This is a genomic window from Xanthobacter sp. BG11Y11_SDJG, from assembly GCF_057364445.1.
In genome coordinates, this window is record NZ_JBNFNU010000006.1 from 18,960 (window position 1) to 38,080 (window position 19,121).

Genomic DNA, 19,121 nt, shown 5'->3' on the forward strand with positions numbered 1-19,121 from the left:
TCAGTCCAGCAGCTCGATCTCGTCGCCGGGCCGGATGACGCCGCCGCGCTCGATGCCGCAATTGAGCCCCGAGCGGTTGTAGAGCGGCAGGTAGACCGGCAGGTCGAGCAGCTGCTCCAGATACTTGCAGGGGAAGTTCAGGCGCCCGCCGCGCAGGATCACCTCGCCCACCCGGAAGCGCCGGCCCACCAGATGGTTGAGCGGCACGCCGCGCACCGTGAGGTTGCGCCGGTGGTCCACCGGCGCGAGCACGATCGGCCCCTCCTGGAGCGGCGGATCGTTGCGGGCGAGCGCGTCGAGCGCCTCCTGCTCGATCAGCGTCACCTCGCGCACGTCGCGGCCGGACTAAGTACCGGCCTGCCGAGGAAATAGCGGTCGCCGACGATGCCGCGTCCGGCGACGCACTCCGCCTCGGTGAGTTCCTCCATCTCGTAGCTCGCCGCCGGGGCGATGTGGATATGGAGCAGGGTGCCCTTGAAGTTCACCGCGCCGCCGGGCGTCGCGAGCGCGCCTGCGCGGCGGGGTGGTCATAGGCCTCGACGATCTTCAGCGGGCCGCTGTCCTTGACCGGGAGGGCCGGGGGTGGAGGATGGGCGGTCATGGGGGCCTCAGTCGATGCGCGCGGCGATGGCTTCGATCTCGACGAGCGCGCCCTTGGGCAGGCGCGCCACCTCGATGGTCGAGCGGGCGGGGGGCTGTCGGGGAACGCGGCCGCGTAGACCTCGTTCATGGCGGCGAAGTCGTCCATGTTCTTGAGGAACACGGTGGTCTTCAGCACGGTGGCGAAGCTCGCCCCGCCGGCGGCGAGCACCGCCTCCAGGTTGGCGAGCGAGGCCTTGGTCTGGGCGACGATGCCCTCGGCCAGCGCGCCGGTCTTCGGGTCCACCGGCAGCTGGCCGGAGGCGAACACCAGGCTGGCGAAGCCGATGCCCTGGGCGTAGGGGCCGACGGCGGGCGCCGCCGCCGCCGTCGCGAGCACTTTGCGGGACATGGTTGTCTCCTGTCGTTGGTTCGGATTGGGCCGGGTCAGTAGCCGAGATAGGTCGGCAGCCAGAGCACCAGCGCCGGGAAGGCGATGCACAAGGCAAGGCCGGTGAGCTGGAGCAGGGTGAAGGGGACGATGCCCCGGTAGATGTCCGCCAGCGTCAGGAAGCCCGATCCTGCCTGGCGCAGGTAGAACAGGGCCGGCCCGAAGGGCGGGGTGAGGTAGGAGGTCTGCAGGTTCACCGCCACCGCGATGGCGAACCACAGCAGGATCTGGTCCTTCGGCACCGCGTCGCCGAAGTCGAGCTCCATCACGATCGGCCGGAACACCGGCAGGATGATGAGGGTGATCTCCAGCCAGTCGAAGAAGAAGCCGAGCAGGAAGATCACCACCATCAAGAGCCCGAGCAGCGCCCAGTCGTGCAGGCCGAGGGCACCGATGACATGGATGATGGCGTCGTCGCCGCCCAGCTCCCGGAACACGTAGGAGAACAGGGTGGCGCCGCAGAAGATGCCGAAGATCATGGCGTTGGTCAGGGCGGTCGCCTGCACCACGTCGTTCAGCAGCTTCAGGGTGAAGGTGCGGTTGTAGACCGCGAGCAGGGTGGCCCCGAACGCGCCCACGCCCGCCGCCTCCGTCGGCGTCGCGAAGCCGCCGATGATCGAGCCTAGCACCAGCAGCACCAGCACGGTCGGCGGTACGAACCCGCGGAAGATCAGCAGGAGAAGATCGCGGAGCGGGAGCGGGTCCGCCTCCGGCGGGCGCGGCATGCGCTTCGGCTGGAACAGGCCGACGAAGAGGATGTAGACGAGATAGAGCCCCGACAGCAGCAGACCCGGGATCACCGCGCCGGTGAACAGGTCGCCCACCGGGATCGCCAGCAGGTCGCCCATGATGACCAGCATGATGGAGGGCGGGATGAGGATGCCGAGCGTGCCCGACGAGGCGATCACGCCGGCGGAGATGCCCTTGTCGTAGCCGCGCTCCACCATCACCGGCAGCGCCAGCATGGTGAGCATCACCACAGAGGCGCCGACGATGCCGGTGGTCGCCGCCATGATGGTGCCCATCAGCACCACGGCGAGCGCGAGCCCGCCGGGCACGCGCTTCAGCAGCACCGAGAGGATTTCCAGCAAATGCCGCGCGACGCCGCTGCGCTCCAGCATGATGCCCATGAAGATGAACATGGGGATCGCCACCAGCACCAGATTGTCCGCGATCGAGCCCCAGATGCGGCTGACGACGAGGAACAGCTGGGCCGGCTGGAACAGGCCGAAGGCGCCGCCGATGACCGTGAACACGAGGCCCACGCCGGCGAGGCAGAACGCCACCGGGAAGCCCGAGAACAGGATCACCACCAGCAGGCCGAGCATGGAGAGCGGCAGGACGGTCTCGAACAGGGTCATAGGCCGACCTCCTGCGGGTGGTGGGGCGCTTCCGGCTTGGGAGGCGATCCGAGGAGGGTGGCGAGGGAGGCGGCGATGGCGCCCAGCGCCGCCAACAGCAGCGTCGCGAAGCCGATCAGCAGCGTCGACTTGATGATCCAGCGATAGGGCAGGCCGGTGAGGGAGGGCGAGCCCTCGTTCAGCCGGAAGGAACTGGCGAGGAACGGCCAGCCGTAATAGAGGACCACCAGGCAGAACGGGACGATGAAGAAAGCGGCACCGATCAGCTCGATCGCCGCCGCGGTCCTGGCGCTGAAGCGGTTGCTCAGCACGTCGATGCGCACGTGCTCGCCTTCCACATAGGCGTAGCCGAGGCACAGGAGAAAGAGAGTGGCATGGAGATGCCACTCGAGGTCCTGCAGCTTCGTCGAGCCAAGCACGATGAAGCGGCGGGTGACGACGTCCAGCACCACGGTCAGGACGAGGACGACGACGCACCACGCCGCCGCCTGCCCGACCCGCCGCGCGATCGTCTTCAGGATTTGGGCCGAAGCCAGAAGCGCGGACATCAGTTCTTCAGGTAGCCGATGTCACGCCAGGTCGCGTAATCCTCGCGGAACTTCGAGAAGCTCGCATAGGCCCGCGCGAAGTCGGGATCGGCGGCCACCTGCTCGGCGATCACCTCGTCCACGGCGCCCTTGAGCTTCTTGAGGTCCGCGTCGGACCACTTGTGGATCTGCACGCCCTTGGCCTGGAGCTCCTTGAGCGCCGGGATCTGGATCGCCTCGCCCTCGGCGATGCCGTAGCGGATGTTGTCGCCGCACACCGACTCGATCTGCGCCTTCTGGGTCTCGCTCAGCGCGTCCCACTTGGCCTTGTTCATCATCAGGTCGAAGAAGGTCGACTGCTGGTGCCAGCCGGGGAAGTAATAGTGCTTGGCGATCTGCCAGAAGCCCATCTTGAGGTCGATGGCGGGCTGCACGAATTCCAGGCCGTCGATGACGCCGCGGTCGAGGGCGGGATAGACGTCCGGCGGGGCGAGCAATTGGGCGGAGACGCCGAATTTGCCGAGCGCCTTGGCGCCGAGGCCGAAGAAGCGCAGCTTGAGGCCGTTGAGGTCGTCGACGCTCTTGATCTCCTTCTTGAACCAGCCCGAGCCCTCCGGCGCGAGCATGCCGCACATCACCGACTTGATGCCGTACTTGGCGTAGATCTCATCGAAGATCTGCTTGCCGCCGCCGAAATAGTACCAGGCCATGTATTCGGGCGCCGGCGGGCCGAAGGGCAGCGCGGCGAACACCTGGAGGGCGGGCACCTTGCCGCCCCAGAAGCCCGGGGTGGAGAAGGCCGCGTCCACCGCGCCGGCGGCGACGGCGTCGAATGTCTCGAGCGGCGGCACCAGGGCGCCCGGCTCATAGAAGCGCAGCTCGATATTGCCGCCGGAGACCTTGGCGATCTGCGATTCGAGGCGCTTGCCCAGCGTTCCGAGCTGCGGCAGCGAGCTCGAGAAGGTGGCGGCCATCTTCCATTTGACCTTCGGGTCTTGGGCCGAGGCGGCCGAGACCGGCAGGGCCGCGGCCAAAAGTACCAGCAGCGCACGGCGCAAGTGATTGGCGAGCTTCATCACTTTGTTCCCCTGTGATTGCCGGCTGCTATCAAATTAGACAACGTTGCCTAACAAGCAACCAGTTTTGCCGGTCCCGAGCCAAATTCGGGCCTGGCAAACCCTTACAGGCAAAGGACGTGCCAAGAGTGAGGAGCGAGCGGCCGCAACGGCTCCCGTGAACCGTTGTCCAAGCATCAACGTTGGTTATGAGGCTACGACGCCCTTGCAATCACTCCAAAGTGGGGGAAGAGTTTGCCTGTGGTTGCTGCTTTTTTGGTGCTTTCCCATGGCGCCCCCGATCGCGGCAGGGTTGCCCAGATTTCGACCTTGCCCAGGGCCGTCAGGAGTTGCTTGATCCGATGGTGACGCTCGATCCCCCCCACAGCATGCCGCTGCCGGCCGGCGTCAGCCTCGGCCGCGCCATCCGCGCCCTGCGCGTCGAGCGCGGGATCTCTTTGTCCCAGCTCGCGCTCGCGGCGGCGGTGGACAAGGGCTATCTCTCGCGCGTGGAGCGCGGCCTCAAGGTGCCGTCGGTCGCCATCGTTCTGCGCATCTCCACGGCGCTGGAGGTCTCGGCGGCACAATTGTTCGGCGCGGCCGAGCGCGAGGAGCCGATCTTCGTCACCCGCGCCGGCGACCGCCACGAACTGACCGCCGACGACGGCAACTACCACATGGAGATCCTCACCAAGAGCACCGGCAGTTCCGGCCTCGAAGTGTTCCTGATGTATCCGCCGGCCGAGTTCGCCAACGAGCCCGAGGCGGCGCACCGCGGCGAGGAGGTGCTGTTCGTGGTCGCCGGCACGGTGGAGGTGCGCTTCGCCGAGAAGGTGCTGGTGCTGGAGACCGGGGATTCCATCCAGTTCCCCGGCCCGCTGCGCCACCAGGTGCGCCGGCTCGCGGACAACAGCTGCGTGCTGATCTCGGTCTACGGGCCCTGAGTCGAACCCGCGGCGCAGGCTGAGCGCCGCAGCCTCTTGCGCAGGACCTCGACCCCAGATCGAGCGTCATCCCCCGGCTTGTCCGGGGGATCCACGCAGCCGCCCGCCTGCGGCCTGGATTTTGAACCATCGCGCAAGCGACGAGGTGGATGCCCCGGACAAGCCGGGGCATGACGGAGCGAGCGGTCGCGTCGCTTGCGGGGCTGCAATTCCCACCACCCTCTAGGATCGTCGAGGCGCGCCATCGCCGTCGTAATAGATGGCGTCCAGCTGGTCGGCGCTCACCGTGGCCGCCGGGGCGTCCAGCACCAGGCGCCCCTTGCGCATGGCGACGATGCGGTCGGCATAGCGGCAGGCGAGGTCGGTCTGGTGCAGCGCGCAGAGCACGGCGATGCCGCGCTCGCGGGCGATGTCCCTCAGCACCGTCAGGACGTTGGCGGCGGAGGCCGGATCGAGGCTCGCCACCGGCTCGTCGGCGAGCACGAGGCGGCTTCTTTGGGCGAGCACGCGGGCGATGGCGACGCGCTGCTGCTGCCCGCCGGACAGGCTGTCCGCCCGCTGATAGGCCTTCTCCAGCAGCCCGACCCGGTCGAGCGCGGCGAGCGCGATCTGCCGGTCCTCGCGCGAGAAGCAGCGCGTGACCGCGCGCCAGGTGGGCACCTGGCCGAGCCGCGGCCAGCGTGTTGTCGATCGCGTTCATGCGCGCGATCAGGTTGAACTGCTGGAAGATCAGGCCGATGGCGCCGCGATGCTCGCGCAGCGCCCTTCGGTCGAGGGCGCCGATGTCGCGGCCGAGCACGGTCACGGTGCCGGCATCCACCTCGGCGAGGCGCGAGATGCAGCGGAAGATGGTGGACTTGCCGGCGCCGCTCGGCCCCAGCAGCGCCACCACCTCGCCGGGGGCGATGGCGAAGCTGACCCGATCGAGCGCGACCGCGCTGCCGAAGCTCTTGGTGATGGCGTCGAGCCGCAATGCGGGCGCCGCGGCGGCGGCCGTCATCCCGGCGGCGGGGGTGATGAGCGTCATACCAGCCTCCGGCGCAGCCAGGCGCTGAACTGGTCGATGATCGTCACCATGATGAGCATGATCACCGTCACCGTCAGCAGCTTGGGGAAGTCGAGCAGGTCGATGGCGGCCTTGATCTCGATGCCGATGCCGCCCGCCCCGACGATGCCGAGGATGGTGGAGGTGCGCACGTTCGCCTCCCACACATAGAGCGAGACCGAGGTGAGGTTCGGCAGCACCGAGGGCAGCAGCGCATAGGAGACGATCTTGGTGCGGTTCGCCCCGGTCATGGCGGCGGCCTCCAGCGGCGCCTTCGGCACCGTCTCGATGGCCTCGCTGTTGAGCTTAGCGATGACGCCCAGCGAATGGACGATCATGCCGAGCACGCCCGCGAACGGCCCGAGCCCCACCGCCGCCACGAACAGCAGCGCGAACACGATGGTGTCCACCCGCGGAACGAATTCACCAGCATCCGCACCGGCGCGGCGAGCCAGGGCGAGGGCGACGTGTTGTGGGCGATGAAGATGGAGAGCGGGAAGGCGACAAGGGTCGCGACCACTGTCGCGACCGTGGCGATGGCCACCGTCTCGGCGGCGCGCAGCCAATAGACGTCGAGGTCCGCGAGATAAGGCGGCCAGGCCTTGGCCGCCCACATGAGCAGGCGCGGAATGCCGGCGATGAAGGCCGCCGGGTCCACCTCCGAGAGGCGGACGCAGCCCCAGAACAGGAGGAGCAGCACGGCGGCGAGCGCGATCCGCGCCAGCACCGCCGGCGAGCCGAGGCGCAGCGGGGTCTCCACATAGTGTCCCGCGCGATCCCGGGCGGGCGGCACGCGCTCGATGTCCCACATGGCTGTGGCTCCCAATAGCAATGCGGCCGAGGGCGATGCCGCCCCCGGCCGCCGGTTGGCGTGGGTTGGCGCTCAGCTCTTCAGCACGCCGAGGTCGCGGCCCATCACCTCCAGCACCACATAGGGCTCGTGGGTGGTGGTGCGGTAGCCGGTATAGGGCCAGGGCAGCACCTTCAGCTCCTCGGCGGTGAGGCTGTTGAAGGCGGCCTGGAGCGCCATGGCGGTCTCCTCGTCCATGCTCTTGCGCACCACCACCGGCTCGTTCGGCAGCGGCACCGACTGCCAGACGATCTTGTTGGAATCCGCCTTCATCAGGCCGTTGCGGATCATGGTGTTGCGGTGGATGTCCCAGCCGGTGGCGAGGTCCACCTGGCCGTTGATGGTGGCCATCTGCGCGCCGCGGCCGAGGCGCCCTCGGCATACTTGCCGAAGAAGGTCTTCGGCTCGATGCCCTGGGAGCGGAAATAGTGGGTCGGCACCATCCAGCCGGTGGTGGAGCCGGTGTCCAGCATCTGCATGGACATGCCCTTGGCGTCCTGCGGGAACTTCTCCAGCTTCAGGTCCGGGCGGGCGACGATGAGGCCGTGATAGGTGGGCTTGCCCTCCACCAGCATCACGTTGATCACCCGCGTGCCGGAGGAATTCTTGGCCAGCACGTAGCCCCACGGGCCAAGCTGGGCGAGGTCGGCATTCTCCGAGCCGATGGCGACCGAGACGCCGGCCCAGTCATTGGCGACGGTGAGCGCAAGGTCGGCGCCGATGCGCTCGCACACCATGCGGTACAGCGGCTCCCACACCTTGCGGGTTTCCTGCTGGGTGGGCTGGGAGGGAGCGAGCGCCACCTTGATGGTCTTGCGGGTGACGGACTGGGCGCGCACGACGGCCGGCGCGGCGAGGACGCCGGCGGCGGCGCCGATGAGGAAGGTGCGGCGACGGGATCATGGGTCACTCTCCTGGTCAGTGTGAGCAACGGCGACGGGCTTCGGGGGCCGCTCCGGCTGGGAGCGATCGGCCGCGGGCGGACACGGCCTGGAACGCGGCTGGATTTATCGATACTCAGTGACATCACGGTGACATTGAGGAAAGCTCAAAGATTGTGCGACGCACGCGCCGCGTCCCCGGCAAATTGAGCTTTCCTCACTTCGAGCGTCTTGATACTGAGGATGCCCGAGCGAGGACATGATGACGCTGCATTCCCGATCGACCCGCCCCGCGCCCATGGCGGACACCGCGCCGCGCGACGTCCGGGCCGCCGGCAAGGCGCCTGCGCCGCTCCTGGCGCGCGATGCCGAGGAAGCGCGTGCGGTGCTCGGCGCCGCCCGCGGCATCCTGTTCGACCTGGACGGCACCTCATCCGCACCGACGAGGTGATCGACGGCGCCTGCGAGGTGCTTGCCGCCTGCGGTCCGCGCGCCGTGATCCTGTCCAACAACTCGTCGGATTCCGCGGATGCCCTCTCGCTGCGCCTGGCCCAAGCGGGGCTCCACGTTCCACCGGAGCGGATGGTGCTCGCCGGCATCGAGGCGGTGCGCGCGGTGGCGGCGCTCCGGCCCGGGGGGCGCGCCATGATGATCGCCTCGGCTCCCCTCGTCGGCCACGCGCGGGACCTGGGGCTCCATGTGACCGACGAGCGTCCCGAGGTGGTGCTGGTGGCGCGCACGCCGGCGTTCGACTATGCGGCCCTGGAGCGGGCCGCCAACGCCGTGCGCGCCGGCGCCGAATTCGTGGTGGCGAACCCCGACACCTCCCATCCGGGCGCCGATGGGCGCCTCGTGCCGGAGACCGGGGCCCTCGCTGCCGCCATCTCCGCCGCCGCGGGCGCGCGCCGCAGCGGGTGTTTGGCAAGCCCGAGCCGGATCTCTTCCACGCCGCCCTTGCCCGTCTCGGCCTTGCGGCGTCAGAGGTGGTGATGGTCGGCGACAACCCCGAAACCGATGGCGCCGGTGCCCGCCGCCTCGGCATTCCCCACATCCTCCTCGGCGCGCACCTTCCCCTGCGCGCGCTGCTCGGGTGAGGGGAAACGACCGTCGCCGGTTTTCAGAGCCGATCCCCCCGCGCACCGTCATGCTTCGGCTTGATCGGAGCACATCCATTGCGCTGTCGCCCCGCCAGGCGGTCGGTCCATGGGCCCTCCGGTCACGCCGGAGGGCGACGGCGGGGAAGGACGGAGGTCAAGAGCGGGCGGCGGGCGAGGTGCGGGGCAAAGGGGCGGGACGGATGCCTGCGCCGGTCGGCTACTTCTCCGTTCCCGGCGAGAGGCGCTTGGTGGCGATCACATCGTAGGATTTCTGGATCGCCGCGAGCGAGCGTTCCCAGCGCGCCAGCGCGAGACGGGCGTACAGCACGTCGATCACGAACAGTTCGGCGATGCGGCTGGAGAGCGCCTCCATGCGGTACTTGGTCTCCTGGGCCGCCGTGAACAGAACCACCTCGCAATAATGCTGCAGGGGCGACTTGCCGAAATTGGTGATGCAGATGGTCCGCGCGCCCGCCTCGCGGGCGAGGCGCGTCGCCTCCAGCGTCTCGTGCGTGCGTCCGGAATGCGAGATGGTCAGGGTGGCCACCTGCGGGCCGGTGAAGGCGGCGCTGACCGCCTGGCCGTGGGAATCCGTCACCGCCTTGGTGTCGAGCCCGAGCCTGAGGAACCGGTAGGCGGCATCCTCGGCGATCGGCGCGGCGGTGCCGATGCCGTAGAACTCGATCCGCTTCGCCTTGGCCATCAGCGCGGCGGCGCGGTCGATGGCGTCCACGTCCAGCACCTTGGCGGTGTCTTCCAGCGCCACCGCGTGGCTTGCGGTGAACTTCGCCACCACGTCCGCCGTGCTGTCGCCCGGCGTGATGGCCTCGTGCAGAAGCGCGCGGGAGGTGGCGATCTCCTTCGCCACGGCAATCTTCAGTTCGGCGAAGCCGCGGGCGCCGACCTGCTGGCACAGGCCGATCACCGAGCCCTCGCTGGCCTGGACCGCGGCGGCGATGTCGCTCGCCGACATCGCCGGCACCCGCTCGGGATGTTCCACCATGAAGCCGGCGATGCGCCGCGCGGTCGGCGGCAGGTCGTCGAGCATCGCCTTGAGGCGGGCGAGCGGGAATTCCAGCTGCGACATGAACCCTTCCATCAGGTCGGCGCCACGCGGGCGCCGCGGACCTGGCACCTGAACGCGCAAGCGCCTGATCTAGCATACCTGCGCCTGCGGTGCAGATGGCGGGGCAGGGGGACGCGGGGCGCCTCAGGCGAGCGCGCCATCCTGCGCCGAGAACATGTTCACCTGGTCCCGGCCATTCGCCTTGCCGCGATACATGGCCGCGTCCGCGCGGCCGATCAGGGCCTCCGCGTCGAGGTCGCCCTCGCTTGAGACGGCGACGCCGATGCAGGCGGCGATGTTCGCTTCGCCGGCGGCAAGCCTGAAGGGGCGGCGCAGGGCGCCGAGGATCTTCGCCGCCACCTCGCCAGCCTCCGACTCGCCGCGAACCATGGGCAGCAGCACCACGAACTCGTCGCCGCCGATGCGCGCCACCGTGTCCTCGGCGCGGATGGTCTCGCAGATGCGCAGCGCCACGTGGCGCAGCAATTCGTCGCCCGCTGCATGGCCCCAGCGGTCGTTCACCGCCTTGAACCGGTCGAGGTCGAGGAACAGCACGCCGACGCAGACATTGCGGCGGCGGGTCAGGATGAGCGCCTGGCGGATGCGCTCCGCCAGCAGCGTGCGGTTGGGCAGTCCCGTCAGGGCGTCGAAATTGGCGCGGCGCCAGGTCTCCTCCTCCTGCCGCTTGCGCACCGTGACGTCGGACAGCAGGGCCACGTGCCGGCCGGCGTGCCGGCCGGCGAATCGATGGCGCTGATGACGGCCCGCAGCACCAGCGGGCTGCCATCCTCGCGCCGCACGGTGATCTCGCCCTCCCAGCGCCGGGTTTCGGCAAGGCTCTGGCGGATCGCCGCGATCGCGCCCGCATCGGCGCGCTGGTCCAGGATCTGTTCGGCCGGCCGGCCCAGGGCCTCGGCGGCGGCAAGGCCGGTGATCTGCTCGAACGCCGCATTCGCCCGCACCACCCGTCCGGCGGGGTCGAGCACCACGATGCCCTCGCCCGAGGCGTCGAACACCCTTTGGCTCACGAGAAGGAATTCCTCGCGCAGGATGCTCTGCGTGATGTCGGAGAAGGTGATGATGGCCCCGCTGGCATGGCTTTCGCCCGGCGAAATGATGCGCCGGCTGTTCACATTGATCCACACCCGCGCGCCACCGGGACCCAGGGTAAAATACACCTCGTCGCGGATGTCCTCGTCGCGGCACCGGCTGCTGGGGCGCGCCGCGCGGGGCACAAGGCGACCGTTGCGATCGAACAGGGGCTCGGTACGATTGACGAGCGAGGCGGGGTCCGAGCCGAGCATGGCCACGGCGCACGCGTTCCAGGCGACGATGTCGCCCCTCTCGTCCACCAGGATCAGGCCGGCAGGGACCACCTCGAAGACAGTGCGGTAACGCTCCTCGCTGGCGCGCAGCGCCCGTTCCAGGTTCACGGCGTCGTTGATGTCGTGGACGATGGAATAGAGCGCCGGCTTGCCCTTGAACACCACCGGGCCGGAATAGACCTCCACCATGCGGATTTCGCCCGAGGCGAGCCGGTGCGGCGCGACGAAGCGCGGGCTCTCGCCGTCGCCGGCGGCGTTCAGGAGGCGGCTGATCTCCTCGCGCGGCAACTGGTTGATCTCGGCGATGTTCATCGTCGCGAGCTGGTCGCTGCCGTAGCCGTAGAGATGTGCGGCGGCCCCGTTAGCGGCGAGGATGCGGCCGCTGCCGGGCTCGATGATCAGCTTGACCGAGTGGTTCTGCTCGAACAGGGAATGATACAGCGCCTCCTGCTCGACCAAGGCGCGGTGCTGGCGCGCGCCGCGGATCGCCAGGACGACCGTCAGAGTGCCGAGGGCCAGCAGCAGGCCGCGCGACCGGAGCTTCGAGATAGATCCCGTATGCGCCCAGGCACACCAGGAAGGCGGCATAGGCGATGATCGCGCGCGCGAAGCCGGAGCTTACGCCCATCCCGAACACCTATTGGCGTTGCGCCATGTGGACGCTCTTAAGTTGTGCGGGTCTGTGTTAGCGTACCGCTTTCGATTGCGCAAATTCTGCGGAAATGGCGGATTCTCAGTGGTAATCGGCGGCATCAGCCCGTCGATTTTCCGGAACAGGATGCCGCGCGCCACCCCGGGAGCCGGCCCTGCGGGGGCAGCAGACGTCGATCCTGGCCGACCACCCGGCGAATCGGCGGCGCGCTCAGATCACGTCTCAGATCACGTCTCAGATCACGTGGGGCGCGCGGTCGGTGCGCAGCGCATCGGGGCGCCGGCGTCGTCCGGGCACGGCAGATAGAAGCGCGGCGCCGAGCGTCCGGCGCACACATGCACCACGTTGGGGGCGATGCCGGCTGCGGCGGCGATCTGGTCCACCGGCAGGTCGGGTCCGAACAGAACGGCGCGCATGCCGGGACGCACGGCGTGCTCCGGGATGCCGGTGACGTCGACGCTCATGAGGCTCATGGCGCTGGTGGACACCACGGGCGCGCGGTGGCCGCCGATGAGCACGTAGGCATCGCCATGGAAGCGGTACGGCACGCCGTCGCCATAGCCGATGCCAAGCTCGGCGAGGCGGCGCGCCGTGGGCGTGCGGTAGGCGCCGGAATAGCCCACTTCGCGCCCCGCCGCCACGTGGTGCACGCGCAGGATCGGCGCGGTGAGGGTCGCGGCGGCGACGATGGGCTGCGGGCGCGACGGCGTGGTCTCGACCCCGTAGAGCGCGCTGCCGACCCGGGCGAGGTCGCCGTGGCGCTCCTTCGGCCCGAACACGCCCGAAGACGCGCAGAAGCTGCGAGGCGCCGGCGGCAGGTGCTGCGTCCAGGCGGAAAAGCGCCGCCATTGCCACCGGTTCTGGCGCGCCCCCGGGTCGGAGAAGTGCGCCAAGTGCGTCACATAGGCGGCGATCTGGAGCCGGCCGAGGAGGTCCGGCGCCTGCGCGAGGCGCCGCAGGTCGGCAAGGCCGAGGCCGAGCCGGTTCAGCCCGGTGTCGAGATGGATCGCGCAGGCCGCGGGCGTATCCGTTGCCGCGCGGGCCAGGCCTTCGACCTCGCTGATGTCCAGGAGAACGGGAATGGCGCCCAGCCCCCGATAGTCGCGCGGCGCGCCGCCGGCCAGCCCGTGCAGCACGAAGATGCGCCCGCTCGGCGTTGCGCGCCGCACGTCCTGTGCTTCCGAGAGGTCGGCGACCCAGAAATCGCGGCAGCCGAGATCGGAGAGCAGCGGCACCACCTCGGCGATGCCGAGGCCGTAGGCGTCCTGCTTCACCACCGCACCGACGCCGGACCCGGTGAAGGATTGGCGCACGGCGCGCCAGTTGGCGCGGATCGCCGCCATATCGACCACCAGGGCGCAGCGGTCTGCCGGAAGGCCGAGCGTGTTCATGGCCGCACGGCGGCGGGTGCGGCGCTCGGCGCAGGCCGGGGAGCGGCATAGGCGATCCGAACGCCCCCGTGGTCGCGCACCATCTTCGTCCCCCTCCACCCCTGCGCCAGCAACTGGCGTTGCGTCTCCAGATCGGCCGGATCGAGACAGACCTCGTCGCCGTCCCCGTCCGTCCCGACGCGCTCATGCCCGACGCGCTCGTGCACCATGACGTATCGGGGATAACCGCCGTAATACAGCTTCACGGCACGCACCGTGAATTGCGCGGCCAGGAGGTTGCTCCAGCTCGCGACATTGGCGGGCGCCGCCGTGGCGTACAGCAGCATGGGCGTGTCCTTGAACGCCGCCTGCGCCAGGTTGACCCGCTCCGCGATCAGCGCGCGCTGAAGGCCGCGCCCGCGCGCCTCCGGCGCCACCGACGCCCCGGCGAGCTTCACGCGCAGCATCGTGTCGGGCAGGCCGAGGAGGGGCCGCGGGTCGTCCGACTGCGGCAAGACGTGCTGCAGGATGCCGTAGGCGATGAGCTGCCCGTCCTCGAACGCGCCGATGGCGCGGCCGCGCCCGCCGAGAATGCCGGGAAAGAAGTCCGGCCCCTCCGGCTTCACCACGTCCGGACCCGCGGCGCCGATGGCGCGGCGGTGCAGCGCCTCGATGACGGGGAGGTCCGGCGGGCCGAGCGGCCGCCAGCTCAGGGACTGCGCGTGGGACATCGGGCGACCGGGATCAGTTGGTGACGATCTCGGCGTAGTTCAGCATGGTGATCGGCGGGTAGATCTGCAGCTTGCGCGCCACCTGCATGTTGATGATGAGCGCAAAGCGCTTCAGCGTCTCGATGGGGATGTCCTTGGGCGCGCGATGCTGCACCAGGATCTCCACCGCCTTGGCGGCGGCGAGCTGGCCGACGGAATAATAGCGGCTCACGAGGCCCACCAGCGCGCCGCCCTCGCGCACGCCGCGCTCGGCGGCGGCGAAGGTGGGGATGGAATTCTCGAGCGCCGTGGGCGTGACCCGGTCATAGATCGTGCCGAGGAAGGTGTCCGGCAGCAGATAGAGCCAGTCCACGCCGTCGGTGCGCATCTTGCGGATCATGTCCTCCACGCCATCGGCGGTGGGACGCCCGGCGCCGTCGAGCTTGAACGGCATGGCCATTACGTTCGCACCCATGCCGGCGCACACGCTCTTCACCTCGTCGACGATGACACGCGAGTTCTGCTCCGTGGTGGAGTAGAGCACGCCAACGGTCTTGAACGGCTTGTAGGCCTGCATGGCGCGCATGTGCACGTCGGTGGGCACCACATGGACCGCGCCGGTCACATTGCGGCCCGAGGAGGCGAAATCCGGGGCGATCTTCGCCCGCACCGGCGCCGCCACCAGCGCAAACACCACCGGGATGTCGCGCACGTAGCGCGGATCGGAGGAATCGTAAGGCCCGACCACGCCCAGAGTCACCGGCGTGCCCCAGGTGTAGATCAGGTCCGGCTTCAGGGTGGCGAGATCGGCGATCATCTCCGGCACCCGGCGGGCATCGCCGTTGACGTCGCGGGCGATGATCTCGGTCTTGATCTCGTTGGCGGTGAGGAAGTCGCGGAAGCCGCGCTCCACGTCGGTCTCGCCGCGGAAGGTGATCATCAGGATCCGGAACGGCCGGTCCTGGGCGCGCGCGGCATGAAGGCCGATAAGGCTCGCCGTTCCCGCGCCGATGCCGAGGGAGAGGAGGGTTCGCCGGTCGATCACAACGCTTCGCCTTCATGTCTCGCCGCCGAAGCGGCCAAATGCTTCGCCACAGATAGCGCGAAGCCGGCCTGCGCCGCCATAGCGAAATATTGCGTGGAGGTAGCACGAAACTCCATCGGCGCCCGCCGCCGTGCGGCCGCGATCACGCTTGCGCGGGTGCGCCGGAAAACGCCCTCCGGCGCGGGCGCCGGCTCACGGCAAAAGGCGGCCGCGCCGCGCGTGTTGCTTCGCCTGGGTCGGCCCGGTATAGGGTCGAGGCGCTGCGGGCGTGGCGGAACTGGTAGACGCAGCGGACTCAAAATCCGCCGTCCTCACGGATATGTCGGTTCGAGTCCGACCGCCCGCACCAATCGGACACGCCCGGCCCCCGCGCGCGTTCGACGGCGTCACGGCGCACGACAATGGACGGCCATGGGGATCGGCCAGCGTCGGCTACGGACCTGGCGGCTAACCTGGCGCCGCGACGCCTGCGGCATTTTCCCACCGATTCCGACCCGGCGCTTCAATCGCAGCCGTAATTGCCGCGCAGGTCGGCTCCCCCGGAGGCGAGCGCGATCGCCGGATGGGAGAGCGGCCCCTTGACCGTGAAGCTGTGGCCGGCATCGCCGTTGAGCGCATTCAAAGGCCGCGGCACCACGCGCAGATCGATGCGGTTGTGCGCGAGGTCCACCGTGCCATTCGCCAGGGCCTGGACGTTCTCCGTCCGCACCACGATCAGGGGATGGGTGTGGCCGACGCCCCTGTGGAACAGCAGCGGCACCTTCGCGCAGCGCAGGGCGCTCTCGCCCTTGTACACCGACGAGGTGAAGAGGCCGGCGAACAGGCCGACGCCGGCGAGATCGAGCAGGCCGGTTCCGAGCTTGCCGCGGCCGACCCGGGCGGTGAGCGTGCCGCCGAGCGTGCCCAGCAGGTCATGGGCCCCCATCTGCGCCGTGAGGTCGAAGGCGAGATGCAGGGTCCCGGTCACGGAAATGCTGGCGTTTTGCCCGAGCACGGAGGAGAGCGGCCAGCCCTCGCCGCTGCCCTTGGCACGCAGAAGCGACCGGCCTTCGCTCTCGACCACCGCCGACATGGTGCCGCCGCGATAGTGGATGCGCAGCGGGGAGACGCGGAGCGCGCCGTTGTTCGCCGTCACATGCGCCTCAATGCCGGTGGCGCTGTCGCCGCCGCCTTCCAGTCGGGCGGCGGAGATGGCGATGTCCGCATCGGTGGTCGCGAGGAGGTCGATCTGGCTGCCGCCCTGCGGCGCCCGCGCGCCCTTCACGGAGAAGCCCTTGCGCGGCCGCGGCGTTTCCGGGCGGAGGAATTTCAGCATCTCGTCGCCATGCACCAGCGGCGAACTGATCGAGCCCTTCACCATGGACCGTCCGCCCGGTGCGCCGAGGCTCGTGAGCGCGCCCTTGATCTGGGTGCGGCCGATGTCGGTGCGGCCGTCCATGGTGAGCTCGTCCGTGTTGCCGCTCAGCCGGCCCTCGAACTTCACCAGGCCCTTGAAATCGGACGTGTCGCCGAGCGCCGCGGCGAGCGCGGCATAGTTCGGAATCTTCACGAGGGAATCGACCGCGATCGAGGTCGCGATGTTGGGCTTGGCCAGATTGTCGAGCACCAGGCCGAGGTTTGCCTCGATCAGCTCGCTGCCGTCGATGCGGACCGTGAAGGCATCGACCCCCAGGCCGCCGTCGGCATCGGACACAGAGAGGCTGCCGACGAAGCGGCCGAGCTTGCTCCCGCTATCCTCCGGCAGCTCCAGCACGCTCGACACAGGAATGTCGACGCTGCCTGACAGGTCCACGCCGCTGAGGCCGAGGACATCGTTCACGTTGCCCGTCAGCTTCGCGAGGGGACGCTCGGGCGGACCGGCCACCGCCGAGATTCCCTTGAACGCCACGTGCCCCTCGGGGTCGCGCTCCACCGAGCGCACCTTGACGGGACCGATCTCGCGCAGGTTCTGGTCGAAGGCGTTGGTCTCGATGAGGATGTCGTCCAGCATCATGCCGTCGGGGCCGCTTGCGAACGCCCCGGTCAGGCGGGTGACGACGATGCTCCGCAAGGACACGGCCGAGGGGGCGCCCGTATCAAGGTCGGCGACCACCTTCAGATCGGCGCCGTCGAGGGTCACGAGATCGGCAGCGCTGCCGGTGACGGCGACGTGCTCCCCGCTGGCGAGGGCCAGCTTGAGATCGAGGCCGGACATGGCGAGGCGGCCCCGCGCGGCCGCCAAGGTGGGGCGCGGAGCGTGCCGGTTCCGTCGATGGAGGGCGCGATGGCGGCAAGCCGCAGCGCCTGGGCGATGCTGGAGGCCTCGGCGCTCACGTCCACCACCAGGCCGTGATCGAAGTGGACCGTGGGCGCGCGGATATCCAGCCGCCCCGTGAGCCCGCCGCCGGCGCCGGACGAGGCCAGGCTAATTTGCGCGCCATAGGGCAGGCTGCCCTCTTCCTTTTCGACGGACAGGTCGAATGCGAAGCCGAGGGTGAGAGGCTGGTCGTTGAGCACGCCTCGGCCGCGAGCACGTTGCGCCCGTCTTCGACGGCGTTCTTCAGGTCCGCCACCTTGAGCGCGAAAATCCAGCCCGTCTCGGCATCCCCCAGGCGGATCTCGGTATCGCGCACGGTGAGGTGGGGAAGCAGGGACAGGATGTAGATCGGCGACGCCAGCAGCGAGCCCGGCCGGGCATCCGCGGTGCCGGCGATCGGAATGTCGAACTGCGCGCCTGCGACGTCGAGCCCGTAGCGCAGGGTGCCCTGGATCAGGCGATCATAGCGCGAGACTGAGAATCCGAGCTGATCGACCTGGGCACGGGCGCCGTGGGCACCCTGGGCGGTGACGCCAGCGACGTTGATCTTGGCGCGCGGCCAGAGCTCGGCGGTCACCGCCCCGCGGATGCTGACCGGCTCGCCCCAAAGCTGGGACAGCGCCTGCTCGGCCGCCGACCGGCGCAGCTCGTCCGCCTGGGGCAGATAGGCAAGGAGGACGATCGCCAGGAAAACCGACACCACAAGCGCCACGGCGGTCGCCAACACGCGCAGGGCAAAGCGCCTCATCCCGTCCTCCGCTGCCGGCCCGGTCCCCGTCGCGTGACATCGCCGCTGCCGCCATAGGACTGGCACACGCCGTCGCACCGCGGCAAGCGCTGCGTTTCCTGTGACCCCAGGACCCTGTGCGGTGGGTCAGAAAAGCGGCCGCAGCGCCATCTCGAGCCCGAGCAGCAGCAGGGCGATCAGGAAGAAGCGGCGGAAGGCGGACGGGCTGATCCGCGCGCGCAGCCTCTGGCCGGCCCACATGCCGGCGAGCGCCGGCAGCACCGCGGCGACGGAGAGGGCGATCGTATCCACCGCCACCGCGCCGCGGGTGCCGAGCCCGATCGCCAGCGCCAGGGTGGAGACGGTGAACGACAGGCCGAGCGCCTGCACCAGATCGTCCTTCGCCAGTCCCAGCGCCTGCAGATAGGGCACGGCCGGGATGACGAACACGCCGGTTGCGCCCGTCACGAGGCCGGTCGCGGCACCGATCATCGGCGACAGCAGCCGTTCCAACCGCCGTGGCACCGCAAGCTGGCGCGCCAGGAGTGTATAGAGCGCATAGGCCACAAGCGCCCCAGCCCAGCGCGGCGGTGGTGGCGCCGCGCCCGCCCTCGGCCAGAGGCGCGCCGATCACCGTGCCCGCGACGATCGCCGCCATCATCGGCCAGAGCCGGCGGGCGAGCGCGCCGAAGCTTGGTCCTGCCGCCAGCTGCCACACATTGGTGACGAAGGAGGGCACGAGCAGCAGGCCGGCCGCCGCGAGCGGCGAGAGCAGGCGCCCAGCACCCCCATGGCCACCGTGGGCAGGCCCATGCCGGTGACGCCTTTCGCCAGCCCGGCGACGAAGAAGGTCAGCGTGATGGCGGCGATCATGGCGGCGGGATGCTCGGTCATGGCTCTGCGATACGCCCCCGGCAGGCCGGCGCAATGCGGATGACCCGCGCGCTGCCTTCGGCTAGCCCGAAGGCAGCCGGTGCTCTATGCTGGCGAGATGCGCTTCGATCTCGCCGACCTGCGCCTGTTTCTCGCGGTGGTGGATGCGGGCAGCATCACTCACGGCGCGGCGGCGGCCGGGCCTCTCGCTGCCGGCGGCCAGCGAGCGGCTGCGCGACATGGAGGCGGACGGCGCGGTGGCGCTCC

At 69.6% G+C, this 19,121-nt stretch carries 23 protein-coding genes, 1 tRNA gene and 3 pseudogenes; 6 read left to right on the forward strand and 21 right to left on the reverse strand.

The annotated features are described in order from the left end of the window. Genes AC2W7M_RS01905 through AC2W7M_RS01930 form a run of 6 tightly spaced genes read right to left on the reverse strand, consistent with a single transcriptional unit; the run spans nucleotide 1 to nucleotide 3,994 of the window. On the reverse strand, nucleotides 1–333 hold the full coding sequence (locus AC2W7M_RS01905) for an MOSC domain-containing protein (protein ID WP_486129622.1): 333 nt from the start codon (nucleotides 331–333) through the stop codon (nucleotides 1–3). Beyond that, nucleotides 321–485: a hypothetical protein gene (locus AC2W7M_RS01910; protein ID WP_486129623.1), complete on the reverse strand. Its 165-nt coding sequence runs from the start codon at nucleotides 483–485 to the stop codon at nucleotides 321–323. The genes AC2W7M_RS01905 and AC2W7M_RS01910 overlap by 13 nt, the downstream gene beginning before the upstream one ends. Then, complete coding sequence (locus tag AC2W7M_RS01915; protein ID WP_486129625.1) at nucleotides 482–991, reverse strand: Rid family hydrolase; 510 nt, start codon at nucleotides 989–991, stop codon at nucleotides 482–484. The genes AC2W7M_RS01910 and AC2W7M_RS01915 overlap by 4 nt, the downstream gene beginning before the upstream one ends. A 35-nt stretch (nucleotides 992–1,026) precedes the next feature. Beyond that, nucleotides 1,027–2,391, reverse strand: a complete 1,365-nt coding sequence (locus tag AC2W7M_RS01920; RefSeq protein WP_486129627.1) for a TRAP transporter large permease — start codon at nucleotides 2,389–2,391, stop codon at nucleotides 1,027–1,029. Continuing rightward, nucleotides 2,388–2,939: a TRAP transporter small permease subunit gene (locus AC2W7M_RS01925; RefSeq protein ID WP_486129629.1), complete on the reverse strand. Its 552-nt coding sequence runs from the start codon at nucleotides 2,937–2,939 to the stop codon at nucleotides 2,388–2,390. The genes AC2W7M_RS01920 and AC2W7M_RS01925 overlap by 4 nt, the downstream gene beginning before the upstream one ends. Then, on the reverse strand, nucleotides 2,939–3,994 hold the full coding sequence (locus AC2W7M_RS01930; RefSeq protein WP_486129631.1) for a TRAP transporter substrate-binding protein: 1,056 nt from the start codon (nucleotides 3,992–3,994) through the stop codon (nucleotides 2,939–2,941). The genes AC2W7M_RS01925 and AC2W7M_RS01930 overlap by 1 nt, the downstream gene beginning before the upstream one ends. A 329-nt stretch (nucleotides 3,995–4,323) precedes the next feature. Here AC2W7M_RS01930 and AC2W7M_RS01935 point away from each other — a divergent pair, with 329 nt between their 5' ends. Next, nucleotides 4,324–4,917, forward strand: a complete 594-nt coding sequence (locus AC2W7M_RS01935; protein WP_486129633.1) for a helix-turn-helix domain-containing protein — start codon at nucleotides 4,324–4,326, stop codon at nucleotides 4,915–4,917. 222 nt (nucleotides 4,918–5,139) lie between these two features. On the opposite strand, the gene AC2W7M_RS01940 is transcribed toward AC2W7M_RS01935, so the two are convergent. The 6 genes and pseudogenes from AC2W7M_RS01940 to AC2W7M_RS01965 all read right to left on the reverse strand — a co-directional run bounded on the left by AC2W7M_RS01940 (nucleotide 5,140) and on the right by AC2W7M_RS01965 (nucleotide 7,651). Next, a complete protein-coding gene (locus tag AC2W7M_RS01940; RefSeq protein ID WP_486129634.1) occupies nucleotides 5,140–5,577 on the reverse strand; it encodes a phosphonate ABC transporter ATP-binding protein in 438 nt (145 codons plus the stop codon). 52 nt (nucleotides 5,578–5,629) lie between these two features. After that, nucleotides 5,630–5,944 (reverse strand): annotated as a pseudogene (locus tag AC2W7M_RS01945) (ATP-binding cassette domain-containing protein); the annotation flags it as partial. After that, nucleotides 5,941–6,360 (reverse strand): PhnE/PtxC family ABC transporter permease, encoded by a 420-nt coding sequence (locus AC2W7M_RS01950; protein ID WP_486129636.1) that lies wholly within the window; start codon nucleotides 6,358–6,360, stop codon nucleotides 5,941–5,943. The pseudogene AC2W7M_RS01945 and the gene AC2W7M_RS01950, both read right to left, overlap by 4 nt. Then, nucleotides 6,297–6,773, reverse strand: a complete 477-nt coding sequence (locus tag AC2W7M_RS01955; protein WP_486129638.1) for a PhnE/PtxC family ABC transporter permease — start codon at nucleotides 6,771–6,773, stop codon at nucleotides 6,297–6,299. Before AC2W7M_RS01955 ends, AC2W7M_RS01950 begins: the two co-directional genes overlap by 64 nt. A gap of 72 nt (nucleotides 6,774–6,845) precedes the next feature. Then, a complete protein-coding gene (locus AC2W7M_RS01960) occupies nucleotides 6,846–7,163 on the reverse strand; it encodes a PhnD/SsuA/transferrin family substrate-binding protein (protein WP_486129640.1) in 318 nt (105 codons plus the stop codon). Then, the gene (locus AC2W7M_RS01965) at nucleotides 7,100–7,651 is read right to left on the reverse strand and encodes a PhnD/SsuA/transferrin family substrate-binding protein (protein WP_486129642.1); all 552 of its coding nucleotides are present in this window, start codon (nucleotides 7,649–7,651) and stop codon (nucleotides 7,100–7,102) included. The genes AC2W7M_RS01960 and AC2W7M_RS01965 overlap by 64 nt, the downstream gene beginning before the upstream one ends. A 304-nt stretch (nucleotides 7,652–7,955) precedes the next feature. On the opposite strand from AC2W7M_RS01965, the gene AC2W7M_RS01970 reads away from it, so the two are divergent. The 3 genes from AC2W7M_RS01970 to AC2W7M_RS01980 are packed head-to-tail and all read left to right on the forward strand — an operon-like array spanning nucleotide 7,956 to nucleotide 8,787. Then, entirely contained in the window at nucleotides 7,956–8,144 is a 189-nt protein-coding gene (locus tag AC2W7M_RS01970; RefSeq protein ID WP_486129644.1) for a hypothetical protein, read from the forward strand. Further along, nucleotides 8,141–8,683 (forward strand): HAD family hydrolase, encoded by a 543-nt coding sequence (locus tag AC2W7M_RS01975; RefSeq protein WP_486129646.1) that lies wholly within the window; start codon nucleotides 8,141–8,143, stop codon nucleotides 8,681–8,683. The genes AC2W7M_RS01970 and AC2W7M_RS01975 overlap by 4 nt, the downstream gene beginning before the upstream one ends. After that, nucleotides 8,608–8,787 (forward strand): HAD-IA family hydrolase, encoded by a 180-nt coding sequence (locus tag AC2W7M_RS01980; protein ID WP_486129648.1) that lies wholly within the window; start codon nucleotides 8,608–8,610, stop codon nucleotides 8,785–8,787. Before AC2W7M_RS01975 ends, AC2W7M_RS01980 begins: the two co-directional genes overlap by 76 nt. Nucleotides 8,788–9,007: 220 nt before the next feature. Here the strand turns inward: AC2W7M_RS01980 and AC2W7M_RS01985 are convergent, their stop codons facing one another. From AC2W7M_RS01985 to AC2W7M_RS02010, 6 genes are all read right to left on the reverse strand, one after another. Beyond that, nucleotides 9,008–9,877: a MurR/RpiR family transcriptional regulator gene (locus tag AC2W7M_RS01985; RefSeq protein WP_486129650.1), complete on the reverse strand. Its 870-nt coding sequence runs from the start codon at nucleotides 9,875–9,877 to the stop codon at nucleotides 9,008–9,010. 123 nt (nucleotides 9,878–10,000) lie between these two features. Continuing rightward, nucleotides 10,001–10,573: a diguanylate cyclase domain-containing protein gene (locus tag AC2W7M_RS01990; protein WP_486129651.1), complete on the reverse strand. Its 573-nt coding sequence runs from the start codon at nucleotides 10,571–10,573 to the stop codon at nucleotides 10,001–10,003. Further along, a complete protein-coding gene (locus tag AC2W7M_RS01995) occupies nucleotides 10,495–11,769 on the reverse strand; it encodes a PAS domain-containing protein (protein WP_486129653.1) in 1,275 nt (424 codons plus the stop codon). The genes AC2W7M_RS01990 and AC2W7M_RS01995 overlap by 79 nt, the downstream gene beginning before the upstream one ends. Before the next feature lie 303 nt (nucleotides 11,770–12,072). Further along, a complete protein-coding gene (locus AC2W7M_RS02000; RefSeq protein WP_486129655.1) occupies nucleotides 12,073–13,224 on the reverse strand; it encodes an alanine racemase in 1,152 nt (383 codons plus the stop codon). Then, nucleotides 13,221–13,934: a GNAT family protein gene (locus AC2W7M_RS02005; protein WP_486129656.1), complete on the reverse strand. Its 714-nt coding sequence runs from the start codon at nucleotides 13,932–13,934 to the stop codon at nucleotides 13,221–13,223. Before AC2W7M_RS02005 ends, AC2W7M_RS02000 begins: the two co-directional genes overlap by 4 nt. 13 nt (nucleotides 13,935–13,947) lie before the next feature. Beyond that, nucleotides 13,948–14,958, reverse strand: a complete 1,011-nt coding sequence (locus tag AC2W7M_RS02010; RefSeq protein WP_486129658.1) for an ABC transporter substrate-binding protein — start codon at nucleotides 14,956–14,958, stop codon at nucleotides 13,948–13,950. A gap of 262 nt (nucleotides 14,959–15,220) precedes the next feature. Here AC2W7M_RS02010 and AC2W7M_RS02015 point away from each other — a divergent pair. Further along, a tRNA-Leu gene (locus tag AC2W7M_RS02015) sits at nucleotides 15,221–15,307 on the forward strand. 153 nt (nucleotides 15,308–15,460) lie between these two features. On the opposite strand, the gene AC2W7M_RS02020 is transcribed toward AC2W7M_RS02015, so the two are convergent. The 3 genes and pseudogenes from AC2W7M_RS02020 to AC2W7M_RS02030 all read right to left on the reverse strand — a co-directional run bounded on the left by AC2W7M_RS02020 (nucleotide 15,461) and on the right by AC2W7M_RS02030 (nucleotide 18,875). Continuing rightward, nucleotides 15,461–17,152: an AsmA family protein gene (locus AC2W7M_RS02020; protein ID WP_486129660.1), complete on the reverse strand. Its 1,692-nt coding sequence runs from the start codon at nucleotides 17,150–17,152 to the stop codon at nucleotides 15,461–15,463. 115 nt (nucleotides 17,153–17,267) lie between these two features. Next, nucleotides 17,268–17,978, reverse strand: coding sequence for a hypothetical protein (locus AC2W7M_RS02025; protein WP_486129662.1), 711 nt, complete (start codon nucleotides 17,976–17,978; stop codon nucleotides 17,268–17,270). Between the two features lie 150 nt (nucleotides 17,979–18,128). Further along, nucleotides 18,129–18,875 (reverse strand): annotated as a pseudogene (locus AC2W7M_RS02030) (sulfite exporter TauE/SafE family protein). A gap of 97 nt (nucleotides 18,876–18,972) precedes the next feature. Here AC2W7M_RS02030 and AC2W7M_RS02035 point away from each other — a divergent pair. Beyond that, nucleotides 18,973–19,121 (forward strand): annotated as a pseudogene (locus tag AC2W7M_RS02035) (helix-turn-helix domain-containing protein); the annotation flags it as partial.

Excerpts from the sequence above, each read along its gene's own strand:
- AC2W7M_RS01985 (WP_486129650.1), bottom strand. The coding sequence starts at position 9,877 with ATGTCGCAGCTGGAATTCCCGCTCGCCCGCCTCAAGGCGATGCTCGAC.
- AC2W7M_RS01915 (WP_486129625.1), bottom strand. The coding sequence starts at position 991 with ATGTCCCGCAAAGTGCTCGCGACGGCGGCGGCGGCGCCCGCCGTCGGC.
- AC2W7M_RS02005 (WP_486129656.1), bottom strand. The coding sequence starts at position 13,934 with ATGTCCCACGCGCAGTCCCTGAGCTGGCGGCCGCTCGGCCCGCCGGAC.
- AC2W7M_RS01930 (WP_486129631.1), bottom strand. The coding sequence starts at position 3,994 with ATGAAGCTCGCCAATCACTTGCGCCGTGCGCTGCTGGTACTTTTGGCC.
- AC2W7M_RS01970 (WP_486129644.1), top strand. The coding sequence starts at position 7,956 with ATGACGCTGCATTCCCGATCGACCCGCCCCGCGCCCATGGCGGACACC.
- AC2W7M_RS01995 (WP_486129653.1), bottom strand. The coding sequence starts at position 11,769 with ATGCCGCCTTCCTGGTGTGCCTGGGCGCATACGGGATCTATCTCGAAG.
- AC2W7M_RS02020 (WP_486129660.1), bottom strand. The coding sequence starts at position 17,152 with ATGTCCGGCCTCGATCTCAAGCTGGCCCTCGCCAGCGGGGAGCACGTC.
- AC2W7M_RS01925 (WP_486129629.1), bottom strand. The coding sequence starts at position 2,939 with ATGTCCGCGCTTCTGGCTTCGGCCCAAATCCTGAAGACGATCGCGCGG.
- AC2W7M_RS01960 (WP_486129640.1), bottom strand. The coding sequence starts at position 7,163 with ATGGCCACCATCAACGGCCAGGTGGACCTCGCCACCGGCTGGGACATC.
- AC2W7M_RS01955 (WP_486129638.1), bottom strand. The coding sequence starts at position 6,773 with ATGTGGGACATCGAGCGCGTGCCGCCCGCCCGGGATCGCGCGGGACAC.
- AC2W7M_RS01920 (WP_486129627.1), bottom strand. The coding sequence starts at position 2,391 with ATGACCCTGTTCGAGACCGTCCTGCCGCTCTCCATGCTCGGCCTGCTG.
- AC2W7M_RS02000 (WP_486129655.1), bottom strand. The coding sequence starts at position 13,224 with ATGAACACGCTCGGCCTTCCGGCAGACCGCTGCGCCCTGGTGGTCGAT.